Genomic DNA, 22377 nt, shown 5'->3' on the forward strand with positions numbered 1-22377 from the left:
CGTATGGGGTGCGGCGGTGTGCGGTGTGTACTTCTTCGGCATACCGCCGTCCCGGTCCGCTGCCCAGACCTCCCGCGCGGGAGCCGGAGCGCCGGGATACGATTTCCGACGCCATGCAGACGAACCCCCACTACACCAGCCTTGTCGCGGTCGGCGACTCCTTCACCGAGGGCATGTCGGACCTGCTGCCCGACGGCTCCTACCGCGGCTGGGCCGACCTGCTGGCCGCCCGGATGGCTGCGCGGACGCCCGGCTTCAAGTACGCGAACCTCGCCGTGCGCGGCAAGCTCATCCAGCAGATCGTCGACGAGCAGGTCGACGTGGCCGCCGCGATGAAGGCGGACGTCGTCACGCTCGTCGGCGGCCTCAACGACACCTTGCGGCCCAAGTGCGACATGGTCCGCGTGCGGGACCTGCTCACGGAGGCCGTCGAGAAGCTCGCCCCCTCCTGTCAGCAGCTCGTCCTGATGCGCAGTCCTGGGCGCAACGGCCCCGTGCTCGAACGCTTCCGCCCGCGCATGGAGGAGCTGTTCACGTGCGTCGACGAGCTGGCGGCGAAGCACGACGCGCTCGTCATCGACCTGTACGGGGTTCCGGTCCTCGCCGATCAGCGGATGTGGGACGTGGACCGGCTGCACCCGACGGCGGAGGGCCACCGCCGCATCGCCGAGGCCGTGTGGCAGGGCCTCGGCTACGAGGGCGAGGCGGAGTGGCGTACGCCGCTGGACGCCGCGGTGCTGCCGAACTGGCTGGCGCGGCGCGTGGCCGACGCCCGCTTCGCCAAGCAGCATCTGGTGCCGTGGATCGGCCGCAGGCTGACCGACCGCTCGTCGGGGGACGGGCGTCCGCCGAAGCGACCTGAGCTGGCGCCCTGGGAGCCTGAACCCGGGCCTGACCTGTAGGTTCCTCCAGTAGCTGTGCGTTCCTCCAGGACGCGGCCGGTGCGGAGCCTGTAGGGACGCCCGGTAAACTCCGTACACGTGACTGCGCCTGCCAAGCCCCGTATCCCGAACGTTCTCGCCGGACGCTATGCCTCCGCCGAGCTCGCCACCCTCTGGTCGCCGGAGGAGAAGGTGAAGCTCGAGCGCCGCCTCTGGCTCGCCGTGCTCAAGGCACAGAAGGACCTCGGGATCGAGGTGCCGGACGCCGCGATCGCCGACTACGAGCGCGTCCTCGACCAGGTCGACCTCGCCTCGATCGCCGAGCGCGAGAAGGTCACCCGGCACGACGTGAAGGCGCGCATCGAGGAGTTCAACGCGCTCGCCGGGCACGAGCAGGTCCACAAGGGGATGACCTCCCGCGACCTGACGGAGAACGTCGAGCAGTTGCAGATCCGGCTCTCCCTGGAGCTGGTCCGCGACCGCACCGTGGCCGTCCTCGCCCGCCTCGCCAAGCTGTCCGGGGAGTACGGCGAGCTGGTCATGGCGGGCCGCTCGCACAATGTCGCCGCGCAGGCCACCACCCTGGGCAAGCGCTTCGCGACCGCCACCGACGAGCTGCTCGTCGCGTACGGCCGCGTCGAGGAGCTGCTCACGCGCTACCCGCTGCGCGGCATCAAGGGCCCGGTCGGCACCGCGCAGGACATGCTCGACCTGCTCGGCGGCGACGCCGACAAGCTGGCGGACCTGGAGCAGCGGATCGCCGTGCACCTGGGCTTCTCGCAGGCGTTCACGTCGGTCGGCCAGGTCTACCCGCGCTCGCTCGACTACGAGGTCGTGACGGCGCTCGTGCAACTGGCCGCCGCGCCCTCCTCCACCGCCAAGACGATCCGTCTGATGGCCGGGCACGAACTGGTCACCGAGGGCTTCAAGCCGGGCCAGGTCGGCTCGTCGGCGATGCCGCACAAGATGAACACCCGCTCCTGCGAGCGCGTCAACGGCCTCATGGTCATCCTGCGCGGCTACGCGTCGATGACCGGCGAGCTCGCGGGCGACCAGTGGAACGAGGGCGACGTCTCCTGCTCCGTCGTCCGCCGCGTGGCACTGCCCGACGCGTTCTTCGCGCTCGACGGTCTCCTGGAGACGTTCCTGACGGTGCTCGACGAATTCGGCGCGTTCCCCGCCGTCGTCGCTCGCGAGCTCGACCGCTACCTGCCGTTCCTCGCCACCACGAAGGTGCTCATGGCGTCGGTGCGCGCCGGTGTGGGCCGCGAGGAGGCCCACGAGGCGATCAAGGAGAACGCGGTCGCCTCCGCCCTCGCCATGCGCGAGCAGGGCGCCGAGCGCAACGAGCTGCTCGACAAGCTGGCCGCCGATTCCCGCATCCCGCTGGACCGGGCGCAGCTCGACGCACTGATGGCCGACAAGCTGTCGTTCACCGGCGCCGCCGCCGGTCAGGTGGCGCAGGTCGTGGCGCGCGTCGAGGAGATCGTGAAGCAGCGCCCCGAGGCCGCCGGTTACACCCCCGGGGCGATCCTCTGACCCGGCCGACCCCCGCGGAGCTGGAGGCCGCTCGCGACCGTCTGGTACCGGACGTCGCCGCGAGCGGCCTCTCCGTGCTGTTCTGCGGCATCAACCCGGGCCTGATGTCGGCGGCCCTGGGCCGGCACTTCGCCCGCCCCGGCAACCGCTTCTGGCCCGTCCTGCACCTCTCCGGTTTCACACCGCGCCGCCTCCGCCCCGACGAGCAGGAGGAACTGCTGTCGTACGGGCTCGGCATCACGAACGTCGTCGCGCGGGCCTCGGCGCGGGCGGACGAGTTGAGCCCGGAGGAGTACCAGGAGGGCGGGCGCCTCCTCGAGGAGAAGGTCGCCCGGCTGCGGCCCCGCTGGCTCGCGGTCGTCGGCGTGACCGCGTACCGGTCGGCTTTCCGGGACCCCAGGGCGAAGATCGGCCCGCAGGAGCGGACGATCGGCGGCGCCCGGGTGTGGGCGCTGCCGAACCCCAGCGGGCTGAACGCGCATTGGACGACGGAGACGATGGCGGAGGAGTTCGCACGGTTGCGGGTGGCAGCGTCCGCCGACCGGTAGGCAGGGCGTCCGCCGACCAGTAGACGGATAGTCCGCCGACCCCAGTAGGCGGGGCATCCGCCGACCAATAGGCGGATCGTCAGGGCTTGCGGGCCACGACCCCGAACTGGGCCACCAGCGGGCCCTCCTCCCCCTCCTCCGTACGCCAGCGGGCGCAGGAGACGAGCCCCGGTTCGACGATCTCCAGACCGTCGACGAAGGCGGCGATCTCGGCGCCGGTGCGGGCGGTGATCGGGGGCGTCGCGTTCTCGTTCCAGAACTTCATCGCCGCCTCGTTGCCCTCTCCGCCCAGTTCGAGGGTGGGGTGGGTGAGCACGACGTAGCTCCCCGACGGGATCGCCTCGACGAGCCGGTGCACGATGGAGGTGGCCTCGTCGGTGTCGACGACGAAGTTCAGGATGCCGAGGAGCATGACCGCGACGGGCTTCTCGAGGTCCAGCGTCTCGGAGGCGGCCTTCACGATCGCGCGCGGGTCGCGCGCGTCCGCGTCCACGTAGTGGGTGGCGCCCTCGTCGGAGCTGGTGAGCAGCGCGCGGGCGTGGGTGAGCACGATCGGGTCGTTGTCCACGTAGACGACGCGCGCGTCGGGGGCGATGCGCTGGGCGACCTCGTGCGTGTTGTTCGCGGTGGGCAGGCCCGTACCGATGTCGAGGAACTGCCTGATGCCGGCCTCGCCCGCGAGGAAGCCGACGGCGCGGCCCAGGAACGCCCGGTCGGCGCGGGCGACCTCGCCGATGCTCGGGTACATGGACGTGACCATGGAACCGACCTGCTCGTCCACCTCGTAGTGGTCCTTGCCGCCCAGCCAGAAGTTCCACACGCGGGCGTTGTGCGCGATGTGGCTGGCGATCCGCTCCCCGGGCTGCGCGCCGTCGTCGCTCATGTGCTCTCCATAGGGTGTCGGGCGGCCTGGAGGGCCGGGCGTGGTGCAAGATCCCATGGTGGCACGTGAGTTCCGTGTCAGGCACCTCGGCCGCGGTCACGGCGGCGCCACGTCCGTCAGGGCGTCACGGCGCCACGTCCGTCACGGCGGCGCCACGTCCGTCACGACCGCGAGGAGTTGGTACGGCTGCTCCTCGCCCTGGCGGGAGACGGCAAGGGCGACCCATCTCTCGCCGACGTTCCACAGGTGCAGGTCCTGGGCGCAGGCGCTGAGCCAGCCCCAGGGCTCGGGTATCTCCTCCCCCTGCTCGACGCCCCGGACATGCACGCTCCACAGGCTCAGCCGGTACGGCTCTCCCCAGCGCCCGGTGAGCAGCGCGGTCAGGCCGTCGCGGTCGGCGTCCGCCTGAGCCTCCGCCAGGTCGCGCGCGCCGCCCCGCTCGGTCAGTCCCGCCATGACGAACCCGGGGCCGCCCCAGCCCGCGACGGACCCGCCGTGGTCGTCCGGGAAGGGGTCGGCCCACAACTGGTCGATCGTCGCGAGTTGCTCCGCGATGTTCATGCCCTCCAGTAAAGCGGCCGCCACTGACAACGGGCCGACGGGCCGTCAGCCCCCGCTCGCCCGGCCCCGTTCGGCGACGGCTCACGCGTCCCTGCGGCGCACGGCCCACCACCCGGCGAGCTGAGCCGCCGCGGCCCACAGCGCGGTCACCACGAGCCCCGTCCAAGGGCCCAGGGAGCCCACCGCGTCCTGGCGCAACACCTGTTGACCGGCGCGGTCCGGCAGGAAGTCGGCGGCGGCGCCCGCGACGTCACCGACCACGAACGACACGATCAGCAGGAACGGGACGAGGATGCTCAACACCGCGACCGCGCTGCGCAGCACAGCCGTGAGCCCCGCCGCGAACAGCGCCATCAGCGCGAGGTACACCCCGCCACCGAGGCAGGCCCGCAGCGCGCCGGGGTCGTCGAGGCGGAGCGCGTCGGGCCCCATGAACGCCTGCCCGGCGAGGAACGCCCCGAACGTGGTCGCGGTGCCGACGACCAAGGCGCACGCCCCGACGACCGCCGTCTTCGCCCCGTAGAACAGCGTCCGGTCCGGCACCGCCGCGAGGGACACCCGCAGCGCGCCGTTGAGGTATTCACTGGAGAGTGCGGTGGCGCCGAAGGCGAGCGCGGCGATCTGGCCGAAGTTGAGGGCGTAGAACGCGCCCAGGAGCGGGTCGTCTCCGTTGTCCGCCTCGGCGCGGCCCACGGTCGCGAACACCAGGACCGTGACGGCGACGGTGACCACGAGGACGGCGAGGAGCGAGCCGAGAACGCCCCGCAACGACCTGATCTTGATCCACTCGGAGTGCATGACGGTGGCGACGGATACCGGGGACATGGCGGGTCAGACCTCCTGGAAGGGGTGTGCGGCGAACTCCGTGTCCGCGGTTGTCAGGGCCAGATAGGCGTCCTCCAAGGACGCGCGCTCGTCGCCGAGTTCGAGGACGGGGACGCGCTCGGCCGCCGCCAGGGCGCCCACCTCGGCGGCGGTCGCGCCGGCGACGGTGCAGCGGCCGTCGTCGGCGGCCGTGAGCGTGTGGCCCACGCGCGCGAGGGCGGCGCGCAGCCGTTCCGGCTCGGTGGTGCGCACGCGGACGCGCCCCGCGCTGTGCGCGGCGATGAAGTCCCGCGTCGACGCGTCGGCGAGCAGCCGTCCGCGGCCGAGGACGACGAGGTGGTCGGCGAAGGTCGCGGTCTCGTTCATGAGGTGGCTGGAGACCAGCACGGTGCGTCCCGCGCGCGCGAGGTCGCGCAGCAACTCGCGGATCCAGACGATGCCTTCGGGGTCGAGCCCGTTGGACGGTTCGTCGAGCAGCACCACGGCCGGGTCGCCGAGCAGCGCCGCCGCGATCCCGAGCCGCTGCCGCATCCCGAGCGAGTACGTCTTCACGCGCCGCCCGGCGACCGCCGCCAAGCCGACCTGTTCGAGCACGTCGTCGACGCGGCGCACGGGGATGCGGTTGGCGGCGGCGAGCACCCGGAGGTGATCGCGCGCCGTACGGGAGCCGTGGGCGGCCTGCGGGTCGAGCAGGGCGCCCACGGTGCGCAGCGGTTCGTCGTACGCGGCGTACGGGCGGCCCCCGACGAGCACGCGCCCGGAGGTGGGCCGGGCGAGGCCGAGCGCGAGGCGCAGGGTGGTGGACTTGCCGGCGCCGTTCGGGCCTAGGAACCCGGTGACGCGGCCGGGCCCGACCCGGAAGGTCAGCCCGTCCACGGCGCGCGTGGCCCCGTACTCCTTGGTGAGGTCCTGGACGTCGATGCTGGTCATGGCAGCAGCCTGGCCGGTCGTCCCACCCCGGGTCCTCCCCCGCGCGTGGGGATCGTCTCCCTCGCACGGGGGAGCCGGTGGCGCCGGTGCGGCTGGCACGATGACCGCATGCCCGGCTTCCTCGCACCTCTGACGCGTACGGTCACGTACACCCGTTGGCTGCATCTGCTGTGCGCGGCCGTCCTGGCCTTCGTGTGCGGTGCGGTCTACCCGGGCCTCTCGTCGCCCTCCCTGCGCGAATGGGTCCTCATCTACGTCGTTCCCGTACCGCTGCTCGTCCTTGCGGCCATGCTGCCGGTGGTGCGGCGCGCGGAGGGACTTCAGGCGCGGCTGATGCTGTTTCCCGGCGGCCACGCGCGCGTGGCGAGAGACGGCGCGGAGGGCGGCGTCTCGGTCACCCCGTCGGCGTCCTGGCGGGACCGCGCCAGGACGGCGGCGTGGCTGGTACTGCGGCTGTTCCTGGGGCTCACCGTGGCGCTGCTGTCCGGTCAGCTCATGGCCGTGGTCATCGAACTGACGGGCGCGGCGGCGGGCCGGCCGGTGAGCACGGTCTCCCTGCTGCCGCTGCCGACGTCGGGCCTGTGGTGCCTGCTGCTCGTCCCTGCCGTCCTCCTCGTCCTGCTGTACGTGGTGGAGGGCGCGGGCCGGCTGTCCGCGCGGGCCGCCAGGCTGCTGCTCGGCCCGTCCCCGGCAGAGCGCCTGGCCGCCCTGGAGGAGCGCACCGAGCGGCTCCTGGAGCGCAATCGCATCGCGCGTGAACTGCACGACTCGCTGGGGCACGCGCTGACGGTCGCTGTGGTGCAGGCGGGCGCGGCGCGGGCGGCGGGCGACCCGGAGTTCACGGACCGGGCCCTGGCCGCCATCGAGGAGACCGGCAGGGCAGCGCTCGAGGACCTGGAGCGCGTACTGGTCGTCCTGCGTGAGGCGGAGCAGCCGGTGCGCGGGCGGCCCACGCTGGGCGAGGCGGACCGGCTGCTCGACTCGGCGCGGGCGTCGGGGGCGACGGTGGACATGACCGTCAAAGGGCCGCTGGAGACGGTGCCGGGGCCCGTCTCCCGGGAGGGCTACCGCATCCTCCAGGAAGGGCTCACGAACGTGCTGCGGCACTGCGGCGCCGTCCCGGTCCGGATCGCCCTCACCGTCGCCGACGGACGGCTCAGCCTTGACGTGCGCAACGGCCTCCCGGCGGGGGCGCCGCCCGCTGCAGGGGGCACGGGGAGCGGGCTGCGCGGGGTGCGGGAGCGGGCGGCGCTGCTCGGCGGCCGGGCCCTCGCCGGGCCGGTCGGCGATGAGTGGCGGGTGCATGTTGAGCTGCCGGTGGTGTGATCCGGGTGACGTGCATACTCCGCGTGACTTGCGTTACTTGCGTGGTTCACGTGGTTCATCACGTGACTTGCATAGTTCACGTGATCCGCGTGATCCGTTCGCGCGGCCTGGTCAGAGCCCCGGTGGCCTACGCTGATCCGCGTGCCGATCACCGTGCTCCTCGTCGACGACGAACCCCTGGTCCGCGCCGGTCTGCGCGCCGTCCTCGCGGCGCAGCCCGACATCGAGGTGGTCGGTGAGGCCGCCGACGGCGCGGCCGTGGTCCCGCTCGTGCGCGAGCTGAGCCCCGATGTCGTCGCCATGGACGTACGGATGCCGCTGCTCGACGGGATCGATGCCACGCGCGCGGTGCTGCGTTCCGTGGAGCGGCCGCCGAAGATCGTCGTCATCACCACCTTCGAGAACGACGAGTACGTGTACGGGGCGCTGCGCGCGGGCGCCGACGGGTTCCTGCTGAAGCGGGCACGGCCCGCCGAGATCGTGCACGCGGTGCGGCTCGTCGCGGCGGGCGAGTCGCTCCTCTTCCCGGCGGCGGTGCGCAAGCTGGCCGCCGAGTACGGCAACGCCTCGGCGCGGGCCACCATGGAGCGGGCCGCGCTGACCGAGCGGGAGGCGGCCGTGCTGCGGCGGATGGCGCGCGGGCTGTCGAACGCGGAGATCGCCGCGGATCTCGTCGTCGGCACCGAGACGGTCAAGTCGCACGTGAGCGCCGTGCTCGCCAAGCTCGGGGCCCGTGATCGCACCCAGGCGGTGATCGCCGCCTACGAATCCGGTTTCGTCGCGCCGGGGTGAAGGGCTCTCGCCCGTTTTGGGCATGCCCGTGTGAGCATTCGTCGCCACATGAGTGCACCCGACTCTCGCCGGTGCCGGTCGCGGCGAGTACCATCCGGCGAACACGCGCAACTGCTGGGAGGACGGACGTTGGGGCAGCTGACCGGCGGGGATCCCTCTCTGCTCAGGCGGATCAACTCCGCGGTGGTGCTGCATGCGCTGCGCTCCACGGATTTCGCGACGCTCACCGAGATCACCCGGGTGACGGGCCTCTCGCGGCCGACCGTCGAAGGCGTCGTGGAGGGGCTCATCGAGGCCGGGCTCGTCGTGGAGACCACCGTCGAGGAACCCGGCGCGCGGCGCCAGGGACGACCCGCGCGGAAGTTCCGCTTCCGGGCCGAGGCGGGGCATCTGCTCGGCCTGGAGATCGGCCCCCACCGGGTCGCCGCGGTGCTCTCCGCGCTTGACGGCCGGATCCTCGGCTCGGCGTCCAAGGAGGTCGACGAGGCCGCGCCCGCGGAGGAGCGCATCGAGCGGCTGCGCGGAACCGTCGCGGACCTGCTGCGGCGGGCCGGCGTGGCACGCAGCTCGCTGCGCGCGGTCGGCGTCGGCAGCCCCGGGATCGTCGAGGCCGACGGCACCGTGCGGCTCGGGACGGCGCTGCCCGGTTGGACCGGGCTGCCGCTCGGCGAACGGTTGCGGCGCTCCTTCAAGTGCCCGGTGATCGTCGAGAACGACGCCAACACGGCGGCGATGGCGGAGCACTGGAAGGGCGCCGGTGTCGACTCCGACGACATGGTGTTCGTCCTCGCCGGGCTCAGCCCGGGCGCCGGTGCGCTGATCGGGGGGCGGCTGCACCGGGGGTACGGGGGCGCCGCCGGGGAGATCGGGGCGTTGCATCTGCTGGGGCGCGGGGTGCGGCCCGAGGCGCTGCTCTCGACCACGGACGAGCCGCTGCATCCGCTGGACGAGCAGGCTGTGGCGGAGGTGTTCGCGCTGGCCCGCAAGGGGGACGAGCGGGCCCAGGCCGCGATGGAGCGGTTCATTCAGCGCCTTGTGCACGATGTCGCGGCGCTTGCGCTCGCGCTTGATCCGGAGCTTGTCATTGTCGGTGGGTGGGCCGCGGGGCTCGACGGGGTTCTGGACCCGCTGCGGCGTGAGCTCGAGCGGTACTGTTTGCGGCCGCCCCGGGTTGCGTTGTCGTTGCTCGGGGAGGCGGCTGTTGCCACTGGGGCGTTGCGGCTGGCTCTGGATCATGTGGAGGCGCAGCTGTTCGCCATGGAGGGGGCCGTTTCCGCTCGGTGAGCGCGCGCGACTGCCCCGCCGTCGCTGTTGGCGGCTTCGCGTCGTGGGTGGTTGCTCGCGCCGTTCCCCGCGCCCCTGGCGGGGCTGATACCCGGCCGGGGCGCCCAAGCGACTGCCCCGCCATCGCCGATCGCGGCTTACCGGCGTGCGTGATTGCTCGCGCCGTTCCCCGCGCCCCTGGCGGGGCTGATACCCGGCCGGGGCGCCCAAGCGACTGCCCCGCCATCGCCGATCGCGGCTTACCGTCGTGCGTGGCTGAGCGCGCCGTTCCCCGCGCCCCTGGCGGGGCTGCATCCCGGTCCCGCCGTGACCTGCGTCAGGACGCCCTCGTCGCCGGGGTGTGGTGGATCTCCACTCCCGGGGTGTCGCCGAAAGTCAGGCGGCAGGTGTCCGCCCTGTATGTGGCCAGCGAGACCGCCGCCGTGTCGCCCTCGCTGAAGTAGCGCGTGGTGACGACCAGGACGGGGGCGCCGGGGAGGCGGTCCAGTTCCTTGGCGTCGTCGGCGCGGGCCGAGCCGAGTTCGACCGCGCGGTCCTGGCCGTCGAGGCCGAAGCGCTGGAGCTCGCGCAGGACGGCACGCGCGCGTGCGGCGCCGGACGGAGTGTCTATGGCGGTGAGGTCGGGCACCGAGGCCGACGGGACGTAGAGCAGCTCCGCGGCGACCGGCTGGCCGTGCGAGACACGGGTGCGGCGCAGGACGTGCACGGTCTCGCCGGGGGCCGTGGAGAGCATCTCGGCGACCGCGGCCGGCGGCAGCGCGGGCGTGCAGTCGACGGCCTGCCAAGCGTCCCCGCTGGCGCCGGGCCAGTCCTGGTCGGTGGAGGCGACGGCGACGCCCACCCGGGGCGGCGCGACGGTGGTGCCGACCCCGCGGCGGCGCTGGAGGCGTCCTTCGAGTTCGAGCTGTTCGAGCGCCTGGCGGAGCGTGGCGCGGGCGACGCCGAAGCGGGCCGCGAGATCGCGTTCGTTCGGCAGGATCTCACCGACGGCGAACTCGGAGTCGAGCGCCTCGCTGAGCACGGTCCTGAGGTGCCAGTACTTCGGCTCCGGTGCCGCTTCCAACTGCGTGGTCCCCACCCTGTCCTCCGCAACAGCCGTGTCCCGGCGGCTTTTTAGCGCCCTTGTTTATTAAAGGTTCCTGCACTAACTCTGCGAGACTAGGGCCGCCTCCGGACTTGGTCAAGACCAATCCTCGGTCGGTTACCGTCCGCATGGGCGCTCTGCCGCAGAGCGTTCATGGAGGGCCGCACTCCGTTCACGCGGCGTTCGCACGGCATGCGAGAGGCCCGCCGGTCGTTCATCGACCGACGGGCCCGGACTTCCGGACGGCTAGACGAGCGACTGCAGCTTGTCCGGGTTGCGCACGATGTAGATGTACTGCACCTTGCCGTCGACGATGCCGAGCTGGAAGGCGGCGTCGAGCTTGCCTTTGTCGAGCGCGAGCAGTCCGACGCCGCCGTTGAACTCCGTGAGGCGGAAGTCGAACCATTCCGCGCCGCCCTGGCGCGACGCGCCCGCCACGAAGCGGCCCACCTTGTCGGCGGTCTCGATGACGCGCACCGGCGCCTTCGACTTGCCGCCGCTGTCGCCGACGAGGCGCACGTCGGGGGCGAGCAGCGCCATGAGGCCGTCGAGGTCGCCCTCGGTCGCGGCGGCGAGGAACCGCTCGGTGAGGTCGCGCTGCTGCGCGGGGTCGACGTCGAAGCGGGGCCGCCGCTCCTCGACGTGCTTACGCGCGCGTGCGGCGAGTTGGCGCACCGCGGCCTCGCCGCGCTCCAGGGTGGCCGCGATCTCGGCGAACGGCAGCCCGAACGCCTCGCGCAGCACGAACACGGCGCGCTCCAGCGGCGAGAGCGACTCCAGGACGACGAGGACGGCGAGCGAGACGGTGTCGGCGAGCACGGCCTGTTCGGCGGTGTCGGGGACGGTGGGCCCGAAGTCGGTGACGACCGGCTCGGGGAGCCAGGGGCCGACGTAGGACTCGCGCCGGGCCTGGGCCTGGCGGAGTCGGTCGACGGCCAGGCGGGTCGTGATGCGGACCAGGTAGGCGCGTGGTTCGCGGACGTCGGACCGGTCGGCCCGGGACCAGCGCAGCCACGCGTCCTGGACGACGTCCTCGGCGTCCGTGACGCGGCCCAGCATGCGGTAGGCCACGCCCATCAGGACGGGGCGGTGTTCCTGGAAGGCGTCGATCGCTGTGTCGGTGGCGGTCACGCTCCCATCCCAACCCGGCGGAGTACGCGCTGTCCAGGAGGAACCGCCACGTGTGAGCGTTCTCCCTCTTGAACTGGCCGCTACCGAGCGGTAATTGTTGCTGACAGGATGTCTAAGGAATGGAGCGAGCGACATGGCGGCACAAGCGTCCTTCAGCATCGAGAGGCCCGGCGGGCCGCGCACGGTGACCGTCGCGTACGAGCGCGCGGGCGCCGGTGAACCGCTGCTCCTGCTGCACGGCATCGGACACCACTGGCAGGCCTGGGAGCCGGTACTGCGGATCCTGGCCACCGAGCGCGACGTCATAGCCGTCGACCTGCCGGGGTTCGGCACCTCCCCCGCGCTGCCCGACGGCTTCACCTACGACCTGACGAGCATGGTGCCGGTCCTGGCCGGGTTCTGCCGCGAGCTGGGCCTCGACCGGCCCCACGTGGCGGGCAACTCGCTCGGCGGGCTGCTCGCCCTCGACATGGGCCGCGAGAAGCTGGTCCGCTCCGTGACCGCGCTCTCCCCCGCCGGGTTCTGGACCGGGGCCGAGCGCCGCTACGCCTTCGGGACGCTGCTCGCGATGCGCCACGGCGCGCGGACCCTGCCGGTGCCGCTGGTCGAGCGTCTGTCCCGGTCGGCCGCCGGGCGCGCCGCGCTCACCGGCACCATCTACGCGCGCCCCGGGCGCCGTTCACCGGAGGCCGTGGTCGCCGAGACGCTCGCGCTGCGCCACGCGACCGGGTTCGGCCAGACCCTCGCGGCCGGCCGCGACGTGCTCTTCCGCGACGACATCCCGGAGATCCCGGTCACCGTCGCCTGGGGCTCGCGCGACCGTATCCTGCTGCGCCGCCAGGGCGTCCGGGCCAAGCGGGTCCTGCCGGGCGCCCGCCTCGTCAGGCTGCCCGGCTGCGGCCACGTCCCGATGAACGACGACCCGGCGCTCGTGGCCCGCGTCATCCTGGACACCAGCCGCTGACCGACGGCTGAACACCCCCGAGCCCAGGGCCACCCCGGCGCCCACGAGCGCGCTGCCGACGCCCTGGGCGAGCCCGTACGCGCCCGAACCGACCAGCGGCGCGGTGCAGGCGGCGGCCACCGGGATCAGCCCGGAGAAGAGCGTGGCGCGCTCCGCGCCGATCCGTTGCAGGCCCATGTACCAGCAGACGAAGCCGACCACGGTGACGATCACGGCCTGCCACACCAGGGCGGCGCTCTCCTGACCGTCCGGCACGCGCAGCCAGGCCGCGCCGTCGACGACGAGCCCCACGGCGGCCGCCTCGGCAGCGGCGATCCCGCAGACGACGCACGACAGGAGCCGGGGCCCGAGCGGGCGCAGCACGGGCACGGCGAGGACAGCGAAGCCGACCTCGCCCGCGAGCGCGCACACCGAGAACCCGATGCCGACGGCGTCCGTCCGGCCCCACCCCTGCACCGTGAACGCCCCGGCGGCGACGAGCAGTGCCCCGTACAGCACGATCCGTCGCGGCCGTCGGCCGGCCGCGAACGGCACCATGACGGCGACGAGCACGGGTGCGCACCCCACGAAGACGCCGGGCACCGCTGGTTCCGCCGTCCGTTCGGCCGCCAGGATCGCGAGGTTGAAGCCGACCATGCCGACCGCCGCGAGGAGGGCGAGGCGTGCCCACTGGCGCGGTGCGAGGCGGCGCAGCGGGGCCGTGCCGCCGCGGCCGACGAGGGCCAGGAGGAGCAGGCAGGCGAGGCCGTAGCGCAGGAACTGGCCGCCCGCGTACGGGTAGTCGCCCAGGAGGCTGTTGGCGGTGAAGGAGCCGCCCACCAGGACGCACGCGAAGGCGGCGAGCAGGGAGCCGTTGAGGGACGTGGTCTTCATGGCGTCGACGCTAGGAGCGGTGGTGGTCCCGTTGGAGGTCCACTGAAGGGACGGTGTCGGGGACCAATCGCGGCTGTCCGCTTAAGATCCTTGCGCATGACGTCTCCACCGGCCGATCCTCCGTCCGCCGCCTGGGAGTTGCTGCTGCCCGCCGCTTCCGCGCCGCCACGCGCGCGTGGGCGCTCGTTGCAGTCGGCGCTGCGCGCGGCGGTGCGGTCGGGGCGGCTCGCGCCGGGGACGCGGCTGCCGTCGAGCCGGGATCTGGCGAAGGACCTCGGTGTCTCGCGCGGTCTGGTCACCGAGGCGTACGAGCAGCTGACCGCCGAGGGCTATCTGCGCAGCGGGCGCGGCGCGGGGACCTGGGTCGGCGAGGTGGTCAGGGCCGCCGCTCCCGGCGCCCGGGACCTGGCGCCGCGCCCCGCCGCCGACGTACGGGCCGACTTCGTGGCGGGCAGCCCGGATCTGTCACTGTTCCCGCGCGCGGCCTGGGCGGCGGCGCAGCGGGGTGTGCTCGCGGGACTCCCGCACCCGGACCTGGGGTACCCGGACCCGCGCGGGCTGCCCCGGCTGCGTACGGCCCTCGCCGAGCTGCTCGCGCGGCGCCGCGGGGTGGTGGCGGACCCGGAGCGGATCATCGTCTGTTCCGGTGTGACACAGGCGGTCACGCTGCTCGGAATCGTGCTCCACGCGCGCGGGCAGCACGCCATCGGGGTGGAGCGCCCCGGCAGCCCGCAGTACGAGGACCTGTTCGCGACGGCGGGGCCGCGGGCGGTGCGGCTGCCTCTGGACGAGGAGGGCCTCGCCCTTGGCCCCCTGCGGGACTCGGGTGTGCGGACGGTGGTCACGACGCCGTCGCACCACTTTCCCTCGGGCATCGCCTACTCGGCGGCGCGCCGCGCTCGGCTCCTGGACTGGGCGCGGGAAGTGGACGGGCTGATCGTGGAGGACGACTACGACGGGGACTTCCGCTACGACCGTGCCCCCGTGGGCGCGCTCCAAGGCCTCGATCCCGACCATGTGGCGTACACGGGTTCGGTCAGCAAGGCGCTGGTGCCGGGGCTCCGGCTCGGCTGGCTCGTCGTGCCCGACGGACTCGCCGACGAGATCGTGGCCCGCAAGCGGTACATGGACCTCGGCAATCCGGCGCTCGACCAGGCGGTCCTGGCCCGCTTCGTCGAGCGCGGCGACCACGACCGGCAACTGCGCCGCTGCCAGCGCGCCTACAAGGAGCGGCGGGACGCGCTGGTGGCCGCCCTCGCCGAGCACCTGCCCGGCACCGAGATCTCCGGGATCGCGGCGGGCCTGCACGCCATCGCCACACTGCCCGCACGCTGCGGCCCCTCCGAGGACGCCGTCGTGGCACGCCTCGCGGCGTCCGGCGTGACGGTGCGCCCGCTGAGCCACTACGGCGGCGGCGCGTCCGGCGACCGGGTCTCCCTCGTCCTCGGATACGCCCATCTGACACCGGCCCGCATCGCCGAAGGCGTCCGTCTCCTGGCGCGCGCCGCCCTTGCGGAGAGCGCGCGATGACGCGCGCCCGGTTCCACCGGTGCGCTGTCGGCTGTTCACTTGGGGTTCGTGTGCGCGCTGTGGGGACGCAGTTGGGTGGTGGCTCCACGGCGCCGCACGCGCAGGCCAGGCAGTACAGCGTCGTCGTAGGACCCTGATCCCGAGGTTGCCGTCGCACCCGTCACTGGAGGCGCCATGTCACACCGTCCGCCGAGCCCGATGCCCGGCCGCCGTGGAGTGCTGCGGGGTTCGCTCGCCGCGTCGGCGGCGCTCGCCCTGCCCGCGATGGGCGGCGCGGCGGTCCCCGCGTTCGCCCTGTCGGGCCGCCCCAGCGCGGGCTGGGGCGTGCAGAGCGGTGACGTCGGCGCGCACTCGGGGCTCGTGTGGGTGCGCTCGGACCGGCCCGCGCGGATGATCGTGGAGACGTCGGCCACCGAGTCGTTCAAGCGGGTGACCAGATGGCGCGGCCCGCTCCTCGGCCCGGACACCGACTTCACCGGCACGACCAGGCTGCGGGGCCTTCCGCCCGGCGAGCAGATCCACTACCGGGTGCTCCTCGCCGACCCGGACGACCCACGCCGTACGAGCGCCCCGGTGCCCGGAACGTTCCGCACCGCGCGCGTGGGGCGCAAGGGCGGGGTCCGGTTCCTGTGGTCCGGGGACATCGCGGGCCAGGGCTGGGGCATCAACCCCGACCGCGGCGGCTACCGCGTCTATGAGGACATGCGCGCCCTGGACCCCGACTTCTTCCTGTGCAGCGGCGACAACATCTACGCTGACGGGCCGATCCAGGCGAGCGTGACGCTGCCCGACGGAAGTGTCTGGCGCAATGTGACGACCGAGGAGAAGTCCAAGGTCGCCGAGGAGCTCGCGGAGTTCCGCGGCAACTTCCGCTACAACCTGCTCGACGCCCATGCCCGCCGGTTCAACGCCCAGGTCCCCACCATCACCCAGTGGGACGACCACGAGGTGCACAACAACTGGTACCCGGGCCAGATCCTGGACGACGCCCGCTACTCGGAGAAGCGCACGGACGTGCTCGCGGCCCGGTCGCTGCGCGCGTTCAGCGAGTACTTCCCGGTCTCGACGCTGCCGCCGGGCGACGCGGACGGCCGGGTGTACCGGGTCCTGCGCCAGGGCCCGCTGCTCGACGTGTTCGTCCTGGACATGCGCACGTACCGCGACGCCAACTCACCGAACCGGCAGCCCGACGACACCACCGGCATCCTCGGAGCCGGACAACTGGCGTGGCTGAAGCGCGAGTTGTCGCGCTCCCGCGCGGTGTGGAAGGTCATCGCCTCCGACATGCCGCTCGGCCTCGTCGTGGCGGACGGGGCGGTGAACTTCGAGGCCGTGGCGCAGGGCGACCCGGGCGCGCCGCTCGGCCGGGAGCTGCAGATCGCCGAGTTGCTGCGCCACATCAAGCACCGGCGGATCACGGGCACCCTGTGGCTCACGGCCGACGTGCACTACACCTCGGCGCAGCACTACGAGCCGGAGCGGGCCGCCTTCCAGGACTTCGCGCCGTTCTGGGAGTTCGTCTCGGGGCCGCTGGCCGCGGGCGGCTACCCGGCGGCGAAGCTCGACGGGACGTTCGGTCCGCGCCAGGTGTTCGTCAAGGCGCCCACGCGCGCGAACACGTCACCGGCCGAGACGCCGCCGTACTTCGGCGAGGTCGACATCGACGGCGGCAGCGGGGAGTTGACCGTACGGTTGCGGCAGGAGGGCGGCGAGGTGCTGTTCGCGCAGACGCTCCAACCGGGCCGCGTCGGACAGTGACCTCTCCCAGCGGACCAAAACGGGCATAGTCGGGCGCTCTTTACCCATCGGTCACAGATCGTTCGCGGTCACGCAACACCGTTCCTTCACAGTGGACGCATGAGTCGAGACATGTCTGATGTGATGCGAGTGACCAACGACGACCAGCACGACCGCGCCCCCCGGAGGCGCGGCGCCCTGCTGGAGCGAGCCACCCAATGGTGGTCACGCCGCCAGGGCCACGCGCCTCCGGCCGAGCCCGGGACCAGCGGTGCCCCAACCGATCCGGCGCCGAGCGCGCTGTGGCGCATGCGGACGACCGTGCGCGACGAGCCCGGCACCCTCGCCGTCCTGTGCACGTCCCTCGCCGAGCGCCGCGTCGACATCCTCAGCCTCCAGACGCACCCGCTCGCCGACGGCACCATGGACGAGTTCCTGCTGCGCGCCCCGCAGGAGCTGCCCGCCGCCGACCTGACCGGCGCCGCGGAGGAGGCCGGCGGCACCGGCACCTGGATCGAGCGCGCCGACGCCCACGACCTGGTGGACGCCCCCACCCGCATCCTGGGGCTCGCCACCCGCACCGCCCTGGACGCGGCCGAACTGCCGCTCGCGCTGCGCCAGTTGTTCGGCCGGTGCACGATCAGGTCGCTGCCCGCCGCGTCGGCGGCGCGTGGTGCGCACCCGGCCGAGGGCGGCTTCGAGGAGACCGTGATGCGGCTGCGGACGCCGGAGGGCGGGACCCTCACCGTGGAGCGGCCGTACCTGCCGTTCACGCCGACCGAGTTCGCGCGGGCCCGCGCCCTCGTCGACCTCGACGCGCGCCTCGGCCCGCGGGTGCCGCGCGGCAAGGACGTCCTCACCCTGCCCGAGGGCAACGACATCACCGTGAGCCGCGCCGACCCCGAGGACCTGGCCGCGGCGAAGGCGATGCACGAACGCTGCTCGCCGCAGACGCTGAGCAAGCGCTACCACGGCCCCGTCGGCGACGCGGACCGCTACCTCGGCCACCTGCTCAGCCCCCGCTACGGCCGCACCCTCGCCGCCCGGACCGCCTCCGGCCGCGTCGTCGCCCTCGGCCACCTCCTGTGGGACGGCGACGAGACCGAGATCGCGCTGCTCGTGGAGGACGACTGGCAGCGCCGCGGCATCGGCGCCCAGCTCCTGCGCCGCCTGGTCGCGCTCGCCGGCGAGGCCGACTGCCGGAGCGTGTACGCGGTCACGCAGGCGTCCAACACGGGCATGGTCGCGGCGATGCGCGGGCTCGGTCTGCCGCTCGACTACCAGATCGAGGAGGGCACGCTGGTCGTCACCGCGCAGCTCGCGGCGACAGCGGCGGCGTCCCCGTCGCCGTACGGGGAGTACGAAGAGGCGGAACAGCACTGAGGTGACCGCCCGGTGAGGGTGTACCGAGCGCCCGGTCCAGGTCGGCCCAGAGGTCCTCGACGTCCTCCAGGCCGACCGACAGGCGCAGCAGCTTGTCGTCGACGCCCGCCGCCCTGCGGTCGCCGGCGGCGACGACGCGGTGGCTGATCGAGGCCGGGTGCTGGATGAGCGAGTCGACGCTGCCGAGGCTCACCGCGGGCGTGACGAGGTCCACTCCGGCGATCACCGCGTGCGGGTCGCCCGCGATCTCGAAGGCGATCATGGCGCCGCCGATCCGGGGGTAGTGGACGCGGGTGACGCGCGGGTCGGCGGCCAGGCGCCGGGCCAGTTCGGCGGCGGTCGCGGAAGCCGCGCGGACCCGGACCGGCAGCGTCGCGAGGCCGCGGAGCAGCAGGTATCCGGCGAGCGGGTGCAGGACACCGCCGGTCGCGAACCGCACCTTGCGCAGCTCGCGCGCGAACAGCTCGTCGCAGGCGACCACGCCGCCCAGGACGTCCCCGTGCCCGCCGAGGTACTTGGTCGCGCTGTGCAGCACGAGCCGCGCCCCGCTCTCCAGCGGCCGTTGCAGTACGGGCGTCGCGAAGGTGTTGTCGACGAGCAGCGGTACCGAGCCGCAGGCGTGGACCAGGGCGCGTAGCTCCACCTCGGCGAGGGTCGGGTTGGCCGGGGACTCCACCATGACCAGGCCGGTGCCGGGCCGGATCGCCTCCGCGACGCCCGCGGGGCCGGTCCAGGTCACCTCCGAACCCAGAGCGCCCGCGGTGAGGAGGTGGTCGCTGCACCCGTAGAGCGGGCGGACGGCGACGACATGGCGCAGGCCCGCCGCGATCCGTACGAGGAGGACGGCGGTCAGCGCCGCCATGCCGCTCGCGAACGCGACCGCGGTGTCGGTCCCCTCCAGGCGGGCGAGGGCCGTCTCGAAGCGGGCGACGGTCGGGTTGCCGAGGCGGCCGTAGACCGGCGGCCCGTCGTCGACGACGCCGTGGGCGGCGAACAGGTCGACGCGGGCGGCCTCGGCGCGGCTGTCGGCCGACGGATACGTGGTGGACAGGTCGATGGGCGCGGCGTGCAGGCCGAGGGCGGCGAGGTCTTCGCGTCCCGCGTGCACGGCCTCGGTGGCGAAAGCCCGTGGGCGGAGGGTGTCGTCCATGCGCCCAGGCTGAACAGTGGGCGGGGTACTGAGGGTAACTCCCGTGCTACGTTCGGCGGATGACCGATTCCGTCGTACTCGATCCGGTCGACCTGGAGATCCTGCGGCTCCTTCAGAACGATGCCCGCACCACCTACCGGGACCTCGCCGCACAGGTCGGGGTCGCGCCCTCGACCTGCCTGGACCGGGTGGCCCGGCTGCGCCGCTCGGGCGTCGTCCTCGGGCACGTCCTGCGCCTCGACCCGGCCAAACTGGGGCGCGGCCTTCAGGCGCTCCTCTCGGTCCAGGTACGGCCGCACCGCAGGGAGCTGGTCGGCCCGTTCGTGGAGCGGATCCGGGCGCTGCCCGAAGCCCGTACGGTGTTCCATCTGACCGGCCCCGACGACTACCTGGTGCACGTCGCCGTGCGCGACATGGCCGATCTGCAACGGCTCGTCCTCGACGAGTTCACGGCGCGGCGCGAGGTGGCGCGCGTCGAGACCCGGCTCATCTTCCAGCAGTGGGAGTGCGGGCCGCTGCTGCCGCCCGAGGGTGACACCGCCTCCTGAGACACAGCCCCCTGCCACGTAGAAGGATGTACGCATGCCAGCCACCCCGAACGACCAGCACACCCGCCCCTCGCTGCCCCGGCAGGTCGCCGACGCGTATCTCGACGCCTACGTGATCCTCGACCCCGTCGAGGGCACGTACCTCGGCGACGCCGCGTCCCACAGCCGGCTGCGCGACCTCTCCCCCGCGGGCGGCGAGGCCGTGGCCCGGCTGGCGCGCGAGACCCTCGCCCGGCTCGACGAGGCCGAGCGCGTACCCGGCGCCGACAGCGACGTGGAGCGGCGGTGCGCGCGGCTGCTTCGCGAGCGGCTGACCGCCGAACTCGCCGTGCACGACGCGGAGGAGCCGCTGCGCGCCGTCAGCAACCTCGGCTCGCCCGTGCACGGCGTGCGCGAGGTCTTCACCGTCACGCCCGCCGAGACCGACGAGGACTGGCTGGTCATCGCCGAGCGGCTGCGGGCGGTGCCTGCGGCGTTCGCCGGGTACCGCGAGACGCTCGAACTCGGCCTGGAGCGCAAGCTGCCCGCCGCGCCGCGCCCCACCGCCACCTTCGTCGAGCAGCTCACCGAGTGGGCGGGTACCGGGCGCGGCTGGTTCGGGGAGTTCGCCGCCGCCGGACCCGAGGCGCTGCGCGCCGCGCTGAGCGAGGCGGCGCGCGCCGCCGACGCGGCCACCGTCGAACTGCGCGACTGGATGCGCGACGTGTACGCGCCCACCATCGAGGGCTCCCCCGACGTGGTCGGCCGTGAGCGGTACACCCGCTGGTCGCGCTACTACAACGGCGCGGACCTCGACCTCGACGAGGCGTACGCGTACGGCTGGAGCGAGTTCCACCGCCTCCTCGCCGAGATGCGGACCGAGGCGGAGAAGATCCTCCCCGGCGCGGCCACGCCGTGGGCCGCCCTCGCCCACCTCGACGAGCACGGGCGCCACATCGAGGGCGTCGACGAGGTCCGCGCGTGGCTCCAGGGCGTCATGGACGAGGCCATCGAGGCGCTCGACGGCACCCACTTCGAACTCGCCCGGCGGGTACGGAAGGTGGAGTCCCGCATCGCGCCGCCCGGCAGCGCCGCCGCGCCCTACTACACGGCGCCGTCGGTCGACTTCTCCCGGCCCGGCCGCACGTGGCTGCCCACCATGGGCGCGACCCGCTTCCCCGTCTACGACCTGCTCTCCACCTGGTACCACGAGGGCGTTCCCGGACACCACCTGCAGCTGGCGCAGTGGGTGCACGTCGCCGACGACCTCTCCCGCTACCAGGCCACGCTCGGCGGCGTCTCCGCCAACGCGGAGGGCTGGGCACTGTACGCGGAGCGGCTCATGGACGAACTCGGCTTCCTCACCGACGCGGAGGCGCGGCTCGGCTACCTCGACGCGCAGATGATGCGCGCGCTCCGTGTCATCGTCGACATCGGCATGCACCTGGAGCTGGGGATTCCGGCGGACTCCCCGTTCCACCCGGGCGAGCGGTGGACGCCGGCGCTCGCCGAGGAGTTCTTCGGCGCCCACAGCAGCCGTCCCGCGGACTTCGTGGAGAGTGAGCTGACCCGCTACCTGTCCATCCCCGGCCAGGCCATCGGTTACAAGCTGGGCGAACGGGCGTGGCTGCGCGGGCGGGCCAACGCGCAGGCGGCGCACGGTGCGGCGTTCGACGCGAAGGCGTGGCACATGGCGGCGCTGTCGCAGGGTTCGCTGGGACTGGACGACCTGGTCGACGAACTGTCCAAGCTGTAGCCGCTGTCCCTGGCGGGTCGTTCAGCAGCCGCAGTCGTCCGCGTGGACGGGCACGGTCAGCGGGTCGGCGTCGCCGCGGGCCGGGCCCTCCCACGTCTCGTACGGGAACCCCTCGCGGGCCCAGTACTCGAAGCCGCCGAGCATCTCCTTGACCTGGAAGCCGAGCCGGGCGAGGGCGAGGGCCGCGCGGGAGGCGCCGTTGCAGGCCGGGCTCCAGCAGTACGTGACCACGGGGACGGATCTGTCCAAGAGCTGTCCGGCCCGCTCGGTGATGAGCGCGCCGGGCAGGTGGGTGGCGCCAGGGATGTGGCCCTGGTCCCAGGACTCGGTGGAGCGCACGTCGACGAGGACGAAGCCGGGGGCGCCGTCTGCCGCCAGCGCTGCGGCGACGTCGGACACGTCGGCGTGGAAGGCGAGGTGGGCGGTGAAGTGGGCGACCGCGGCGGCGGGCTGGGCGGGGGCGTCCCGCAGGACCGGGTTGGTCGTGGCCGGAGTGGCCGGGGCCGGGGTGGTCGTGGCCGGGGCCGGAGTGGCCGAGGTGGTCGTGGCCGGGGTGGTGGTCATGGCTGCCCGTTCCTGTCCGGAGGTGTGATCTTCCTGGTCAGAAACCTATGGCGGCCGCTGCTCGATCTGAAGGGATGATCCCCGGCGTCTGCCTTGTCCAGCCGGGGAT

General features: G+C 73.3%; 20 protein-coding genes and 1 pseudogene. 12 read left to right on the forward strand and 9 right to left on the reverse strand.

What is annotated here, in order from left to right; all coding sequences use genetic code 11:
* Positions 1 to 113 precede the first annotated feature (113 nt).
* From ACH4RC_RS21795 to mug, 3 genes are all read left to right on the forward strand, one after another.
* A complete protein-coding gene (locus tag ACH4RC_RS21795; RefSeq protein WP_398203319.1) occupies positions 114 to 902 on the forward strand; it encodes an SGNH/GDSL hydrolase family protein in 789 nt (262 codons plus the stop codon).
* A gap of 78 nt (positions 903 to 980) precedes the next feature.
* Positions 981 to 2420 carry an adenylosuccinate lyase gene (gene purB / locus ACH4RC_RS21800; protein WP_398203322.1) on the forward strand — a complete coding sequence of 480 codons (1440 nt, stop codon included), beginning with the start codon at positions 981 to 983 and terminating at the stop codon, positions 2418 to 2420.
* The gene (mug, locus tag ACH4RC_RS21805; protein ID WP_398203594.1) at positions 2417 to 2968 is read left to right on the forward strand and encodes a G/U mismatch-specific DNA glycosylase; all 552 of its coding nucleotides are present in this window, start codon (positions 2417 to 2419) and stop codon (positions 2966 to 2968) included. Before purB ends, mug begins: the two co-directional genes overlap by 4 nt.
* A gap of 79 nt (positions 2969 to 3047) precedes the next feature.
* Here the strand turns inward: mug and ACH4RC_RS21810 are convergent, their stop codons facing one another.
* The 4 genes from ACH4RC_RS21810 to ACH4RC_RS21825 form a co-directional block, all read right to left on the reverse strand.
* Positions 3048 to 3851 (reverse strand): SAM-dependent methyltransferase, encoded by an 804-nt coding sequence (locus ACH4RC_RS21810; RefSeq protein WP_398203325.1) that lies wholly within the window; start codon positions 3849 to 3851, stop codon positions 3048 to 3050.
* Between the two features lie 141 nt (positions 3852 to 3992).
* Complete coding sequence (locus tag ACH4RC_RS21815) at positions 3993 to 4412, reverse strand: hypothetical protein (RefSeq protein ID WP_398203328.1); 420 nt, start codon at positions 4410 to 4412, stop codon at positions 3993 to 3995.
* An 81-nt stretch (positions 4413 to 4493) separates the two neighbouring features.
* A complete protein-coding gene (locus ACH4RC_RS21820; protein ID WP_398203331.1) occupies positions 4494 to 5237 on the reverse strand; it encodes an ABC transporter permease in 744 nt (247 codons plus the stop codon).
* A gap of 6 nt (positions 5238 to 5243) precedes the next feature.
* The gene (locus ACH4RC_RS21825; protein ID WP_398203334.1) at positions 5244 to 6167 is read right to left on the reverse strand and encodes an ABC transporter ATP-binding protein; all 924 of its coding nucleotides are present in this window, start codon (positions 6165 to 6167) and stop codon (positions 5244 to 5246) included.
* A gap of 108 nt (positions 6168 to 6275) precedes the next feature.
* On the opposite strand from ACH4RC_RS21825, the gene ACH4RC_RS21830 reads away from it, so the two are divergent.
* The 3 genes from ACH4RC_RS21830 (at position 6276) to ACH4RC_RS21840 (ending at position 9569) form a co-directional block, all read left to right on the forward strand.
* Complete coding sequence (locus ACH4RC_RS21830) at positions 6276 to 7493, forward strand: sensor histidine kinase (RefSeq protein ID WP_398203337.1); 1218 nt, start codon at positions 6276 to 6278, stop codon at positions 7491 to 7493.
* Between the two features lie 141 nt (positions 7494 to 7634).
* A complete protein-coding gene (locus ACH4RC_RS21835) occupies positions 7635 to 8285 on the forward strand; it encodes a response regulator (protein ID WP_398203339.1) in 651 nt (216 codons plus the stop codon).
* Between the two features lie 129 nt (positions 8286 to 8414).
* Positions 8415 to 9569 (forward strand): ROK family transcriptional regulator, encoded by a 1155-nt coding sequence (locus tag ACH4RC_RS21840; protein WP_398203341.1) that lies wholly within the window; start codon positions 8415 to 8417, stop codon positions 9567 to 9569.
* A 316-nt stretch (positions 9570 to 9885) separates the two neighbouring features.
* Here the strand turns inward: ACH4RC_RS21840 and ACH4RC_RS21845 are convergent, their stop codons facing one another.
* Positions 9886 to 10647 (reverse strand): GntR family transcriptional regulator, encoded by a 762-nt coding sequence (locus tag ACH4RC_RS21845; protein ID WP_398203344.1) that lies wholly within the window; start codon positions 10645 to 10647, stop codon positions 9886 to 9888.
* 252 nt (positions 10648 to 10899) lie between these two features.
* The gene (gene sigJ, locus ACH4RC_RS21850; RefSeq protein WP_398203347.1) at positions 10900 to 11784 is read right to left on the reverse strand and encodes an RNA polymerase sigma factor SigJ; all 885 of its coding nucleotides are present in this window, start codon (positions 11782 to 11784) and stop codon (positions 10900 to 10902) included.
* 133 nt (positions 11785 to 11917) lie between these two features.
* Between sigJ and ACH4RC_RS21855 the strand changes: the two genes are divergently transcribed.
* Positions 11918 to 12748 (forward strand): alpha/beta fold hydrolase, encoded by an 831-nt coding sequence (locus tag ACH4RC_RS21855; protein ID WP_398203350.1) that lies wholly within the window; start codon positions 11918 to 11920, stop codon positions 12746 to 12748.
* A 36-nt stretch (positions 12749 to 12784) separates the two neighbouring features.
* On the opposite strand, the pseudogene ACH4RC_RS21860 reads toward ACH4RC_RS21855, so the two are convergent.
* Positions 12785 to 13621: pseudogene (locus ACH4RC_RS21860) on the reverse strand (DMT family transporter); the annotation flags it as partial.
* A gap of 96 nt (positions 13622 to 13717) precedes the next feature.
* Here ACH4RC_RS21860 and ACH4RC_RS21865 point away from each other — a divergent pair.
* From ACH4RC_RS21865 to ACH4RC_RS21875, 3 genes are all read left to right on the forward strand, one after another.
* Positions 13718 to 15151 (forward strand): PLP-dependent aminotransferase family protein, encoded by a 1434-nt coding sequence (locus ACH4RC_RS21865; protein ID WP_398203353.1) that lies wholly within the window; start codon positions 13718 to 13720, stop codon positions 15149 to 15151.
* 174 nt (positions 15152 to 15325) lie between these two features.
* Positions 15326 to 16909 carry an alkaline phosphatase D family protein gene (locus ACH4RC_RS21870; RefSeq protein WP_398203355.1) on the forward strand — a complete coding sequence of 528 codons (1584 nt, stop codon included), beginning with the start codon at positions 15326 to 15328 and terminating at the stop codon, positions 16907 to 16909.
* A gap of 99 nt (positions 16910 to 17008) precedes the next feature.
* Positions 17009 to 18271, forward strand: coding sequence for a GNAT family N-acetyltransferase (locus ACH4RC_RS21875; protein ID WP_398203358.1), 1263 nt, complete (start codon positions 17009 to 17011; stop codon positions 18269 to 18271).
* Here ACH4RC_RS21875 and ACH4RC_RS21880 read toward each other — a convergent pair.
* On the reverse strand, positions 18195 to 19421 hold the full coding sequence (locus ACH4RC_RS21880) for a trans-sulfuration enzyme family protein (protein WP_398203360.1): 1227 nt from the start codon (positions 19419 to 19421) through the stop codon (positions 18195 to 18197). The two genes, ACH4RC_RS21875 and ACH4RC_RS21880, sit on opposite strands and share 77 nt — an antisense overlap.
* Positions 19422 to 19480: 59 nt before the next feature.
* On the opposite strand from ACH4RC_RS21880, the gene ACH4RC_RS21885 reads away from it, so the two are divergent.
* Together ACH4RC_RS21885 and ACH4RC_RS21890 are read left to right on the forward strand one after the other, a co-directional pair.
* Complete coding sequence (locus ACH4RC_RS21885; protein ID WP_398203363.1) at positions 19481 to 19969, forward strand: Lrp/AsnC family transcriptional regulator; 489 nt, start codon at positions 19481 to 19483, stop codon at positions 19967 to 19969.
* Between the two features lie 34 nt (positions 19970 to 20003).
* Positions 20004 to 21704: a DUF885 domain-containing protein gene (locus ACH4RC_RS21890; RefSeq protein ID WP_398203365.1), complete on the forward strand. Its 1701-nt coding sequence runs from the start codon at positions 20004 to 20006 to the stop codon at positions 21702 to 21704.
* 21 nt (positions 21705 to 21725) lie between these two features.
* Here ACH4RC_RS21890 and ACH4RC_RS21895 read toward each other — a convergent pair whose 3' ends face one another.
* Positions 21726 to 22268 carry a rhodanese-like domain-containing protein gene (locus ACH4RC_RS21895; RefSeq protein ID WP_398203366.1) on the reverse strand — a complete coding sequence of 181 codons (543 nt, stop codon included), beginning with the start codon at positions 22266 to 22268 and terminating at the stop codon, positions 21726 to 21728.
* Positions 22269 to 22377 lie beyond the last annotated feature (109 nt).

The organism is Streptomyces sp. NPDC016845, assembly GCF_044332585.1.
Classification (GTDB): domain Bacteria; phylum Actinomycetota; class Actinomycetes; order Streptomycetales; family Streptomycetaceae; genus Streptomyces.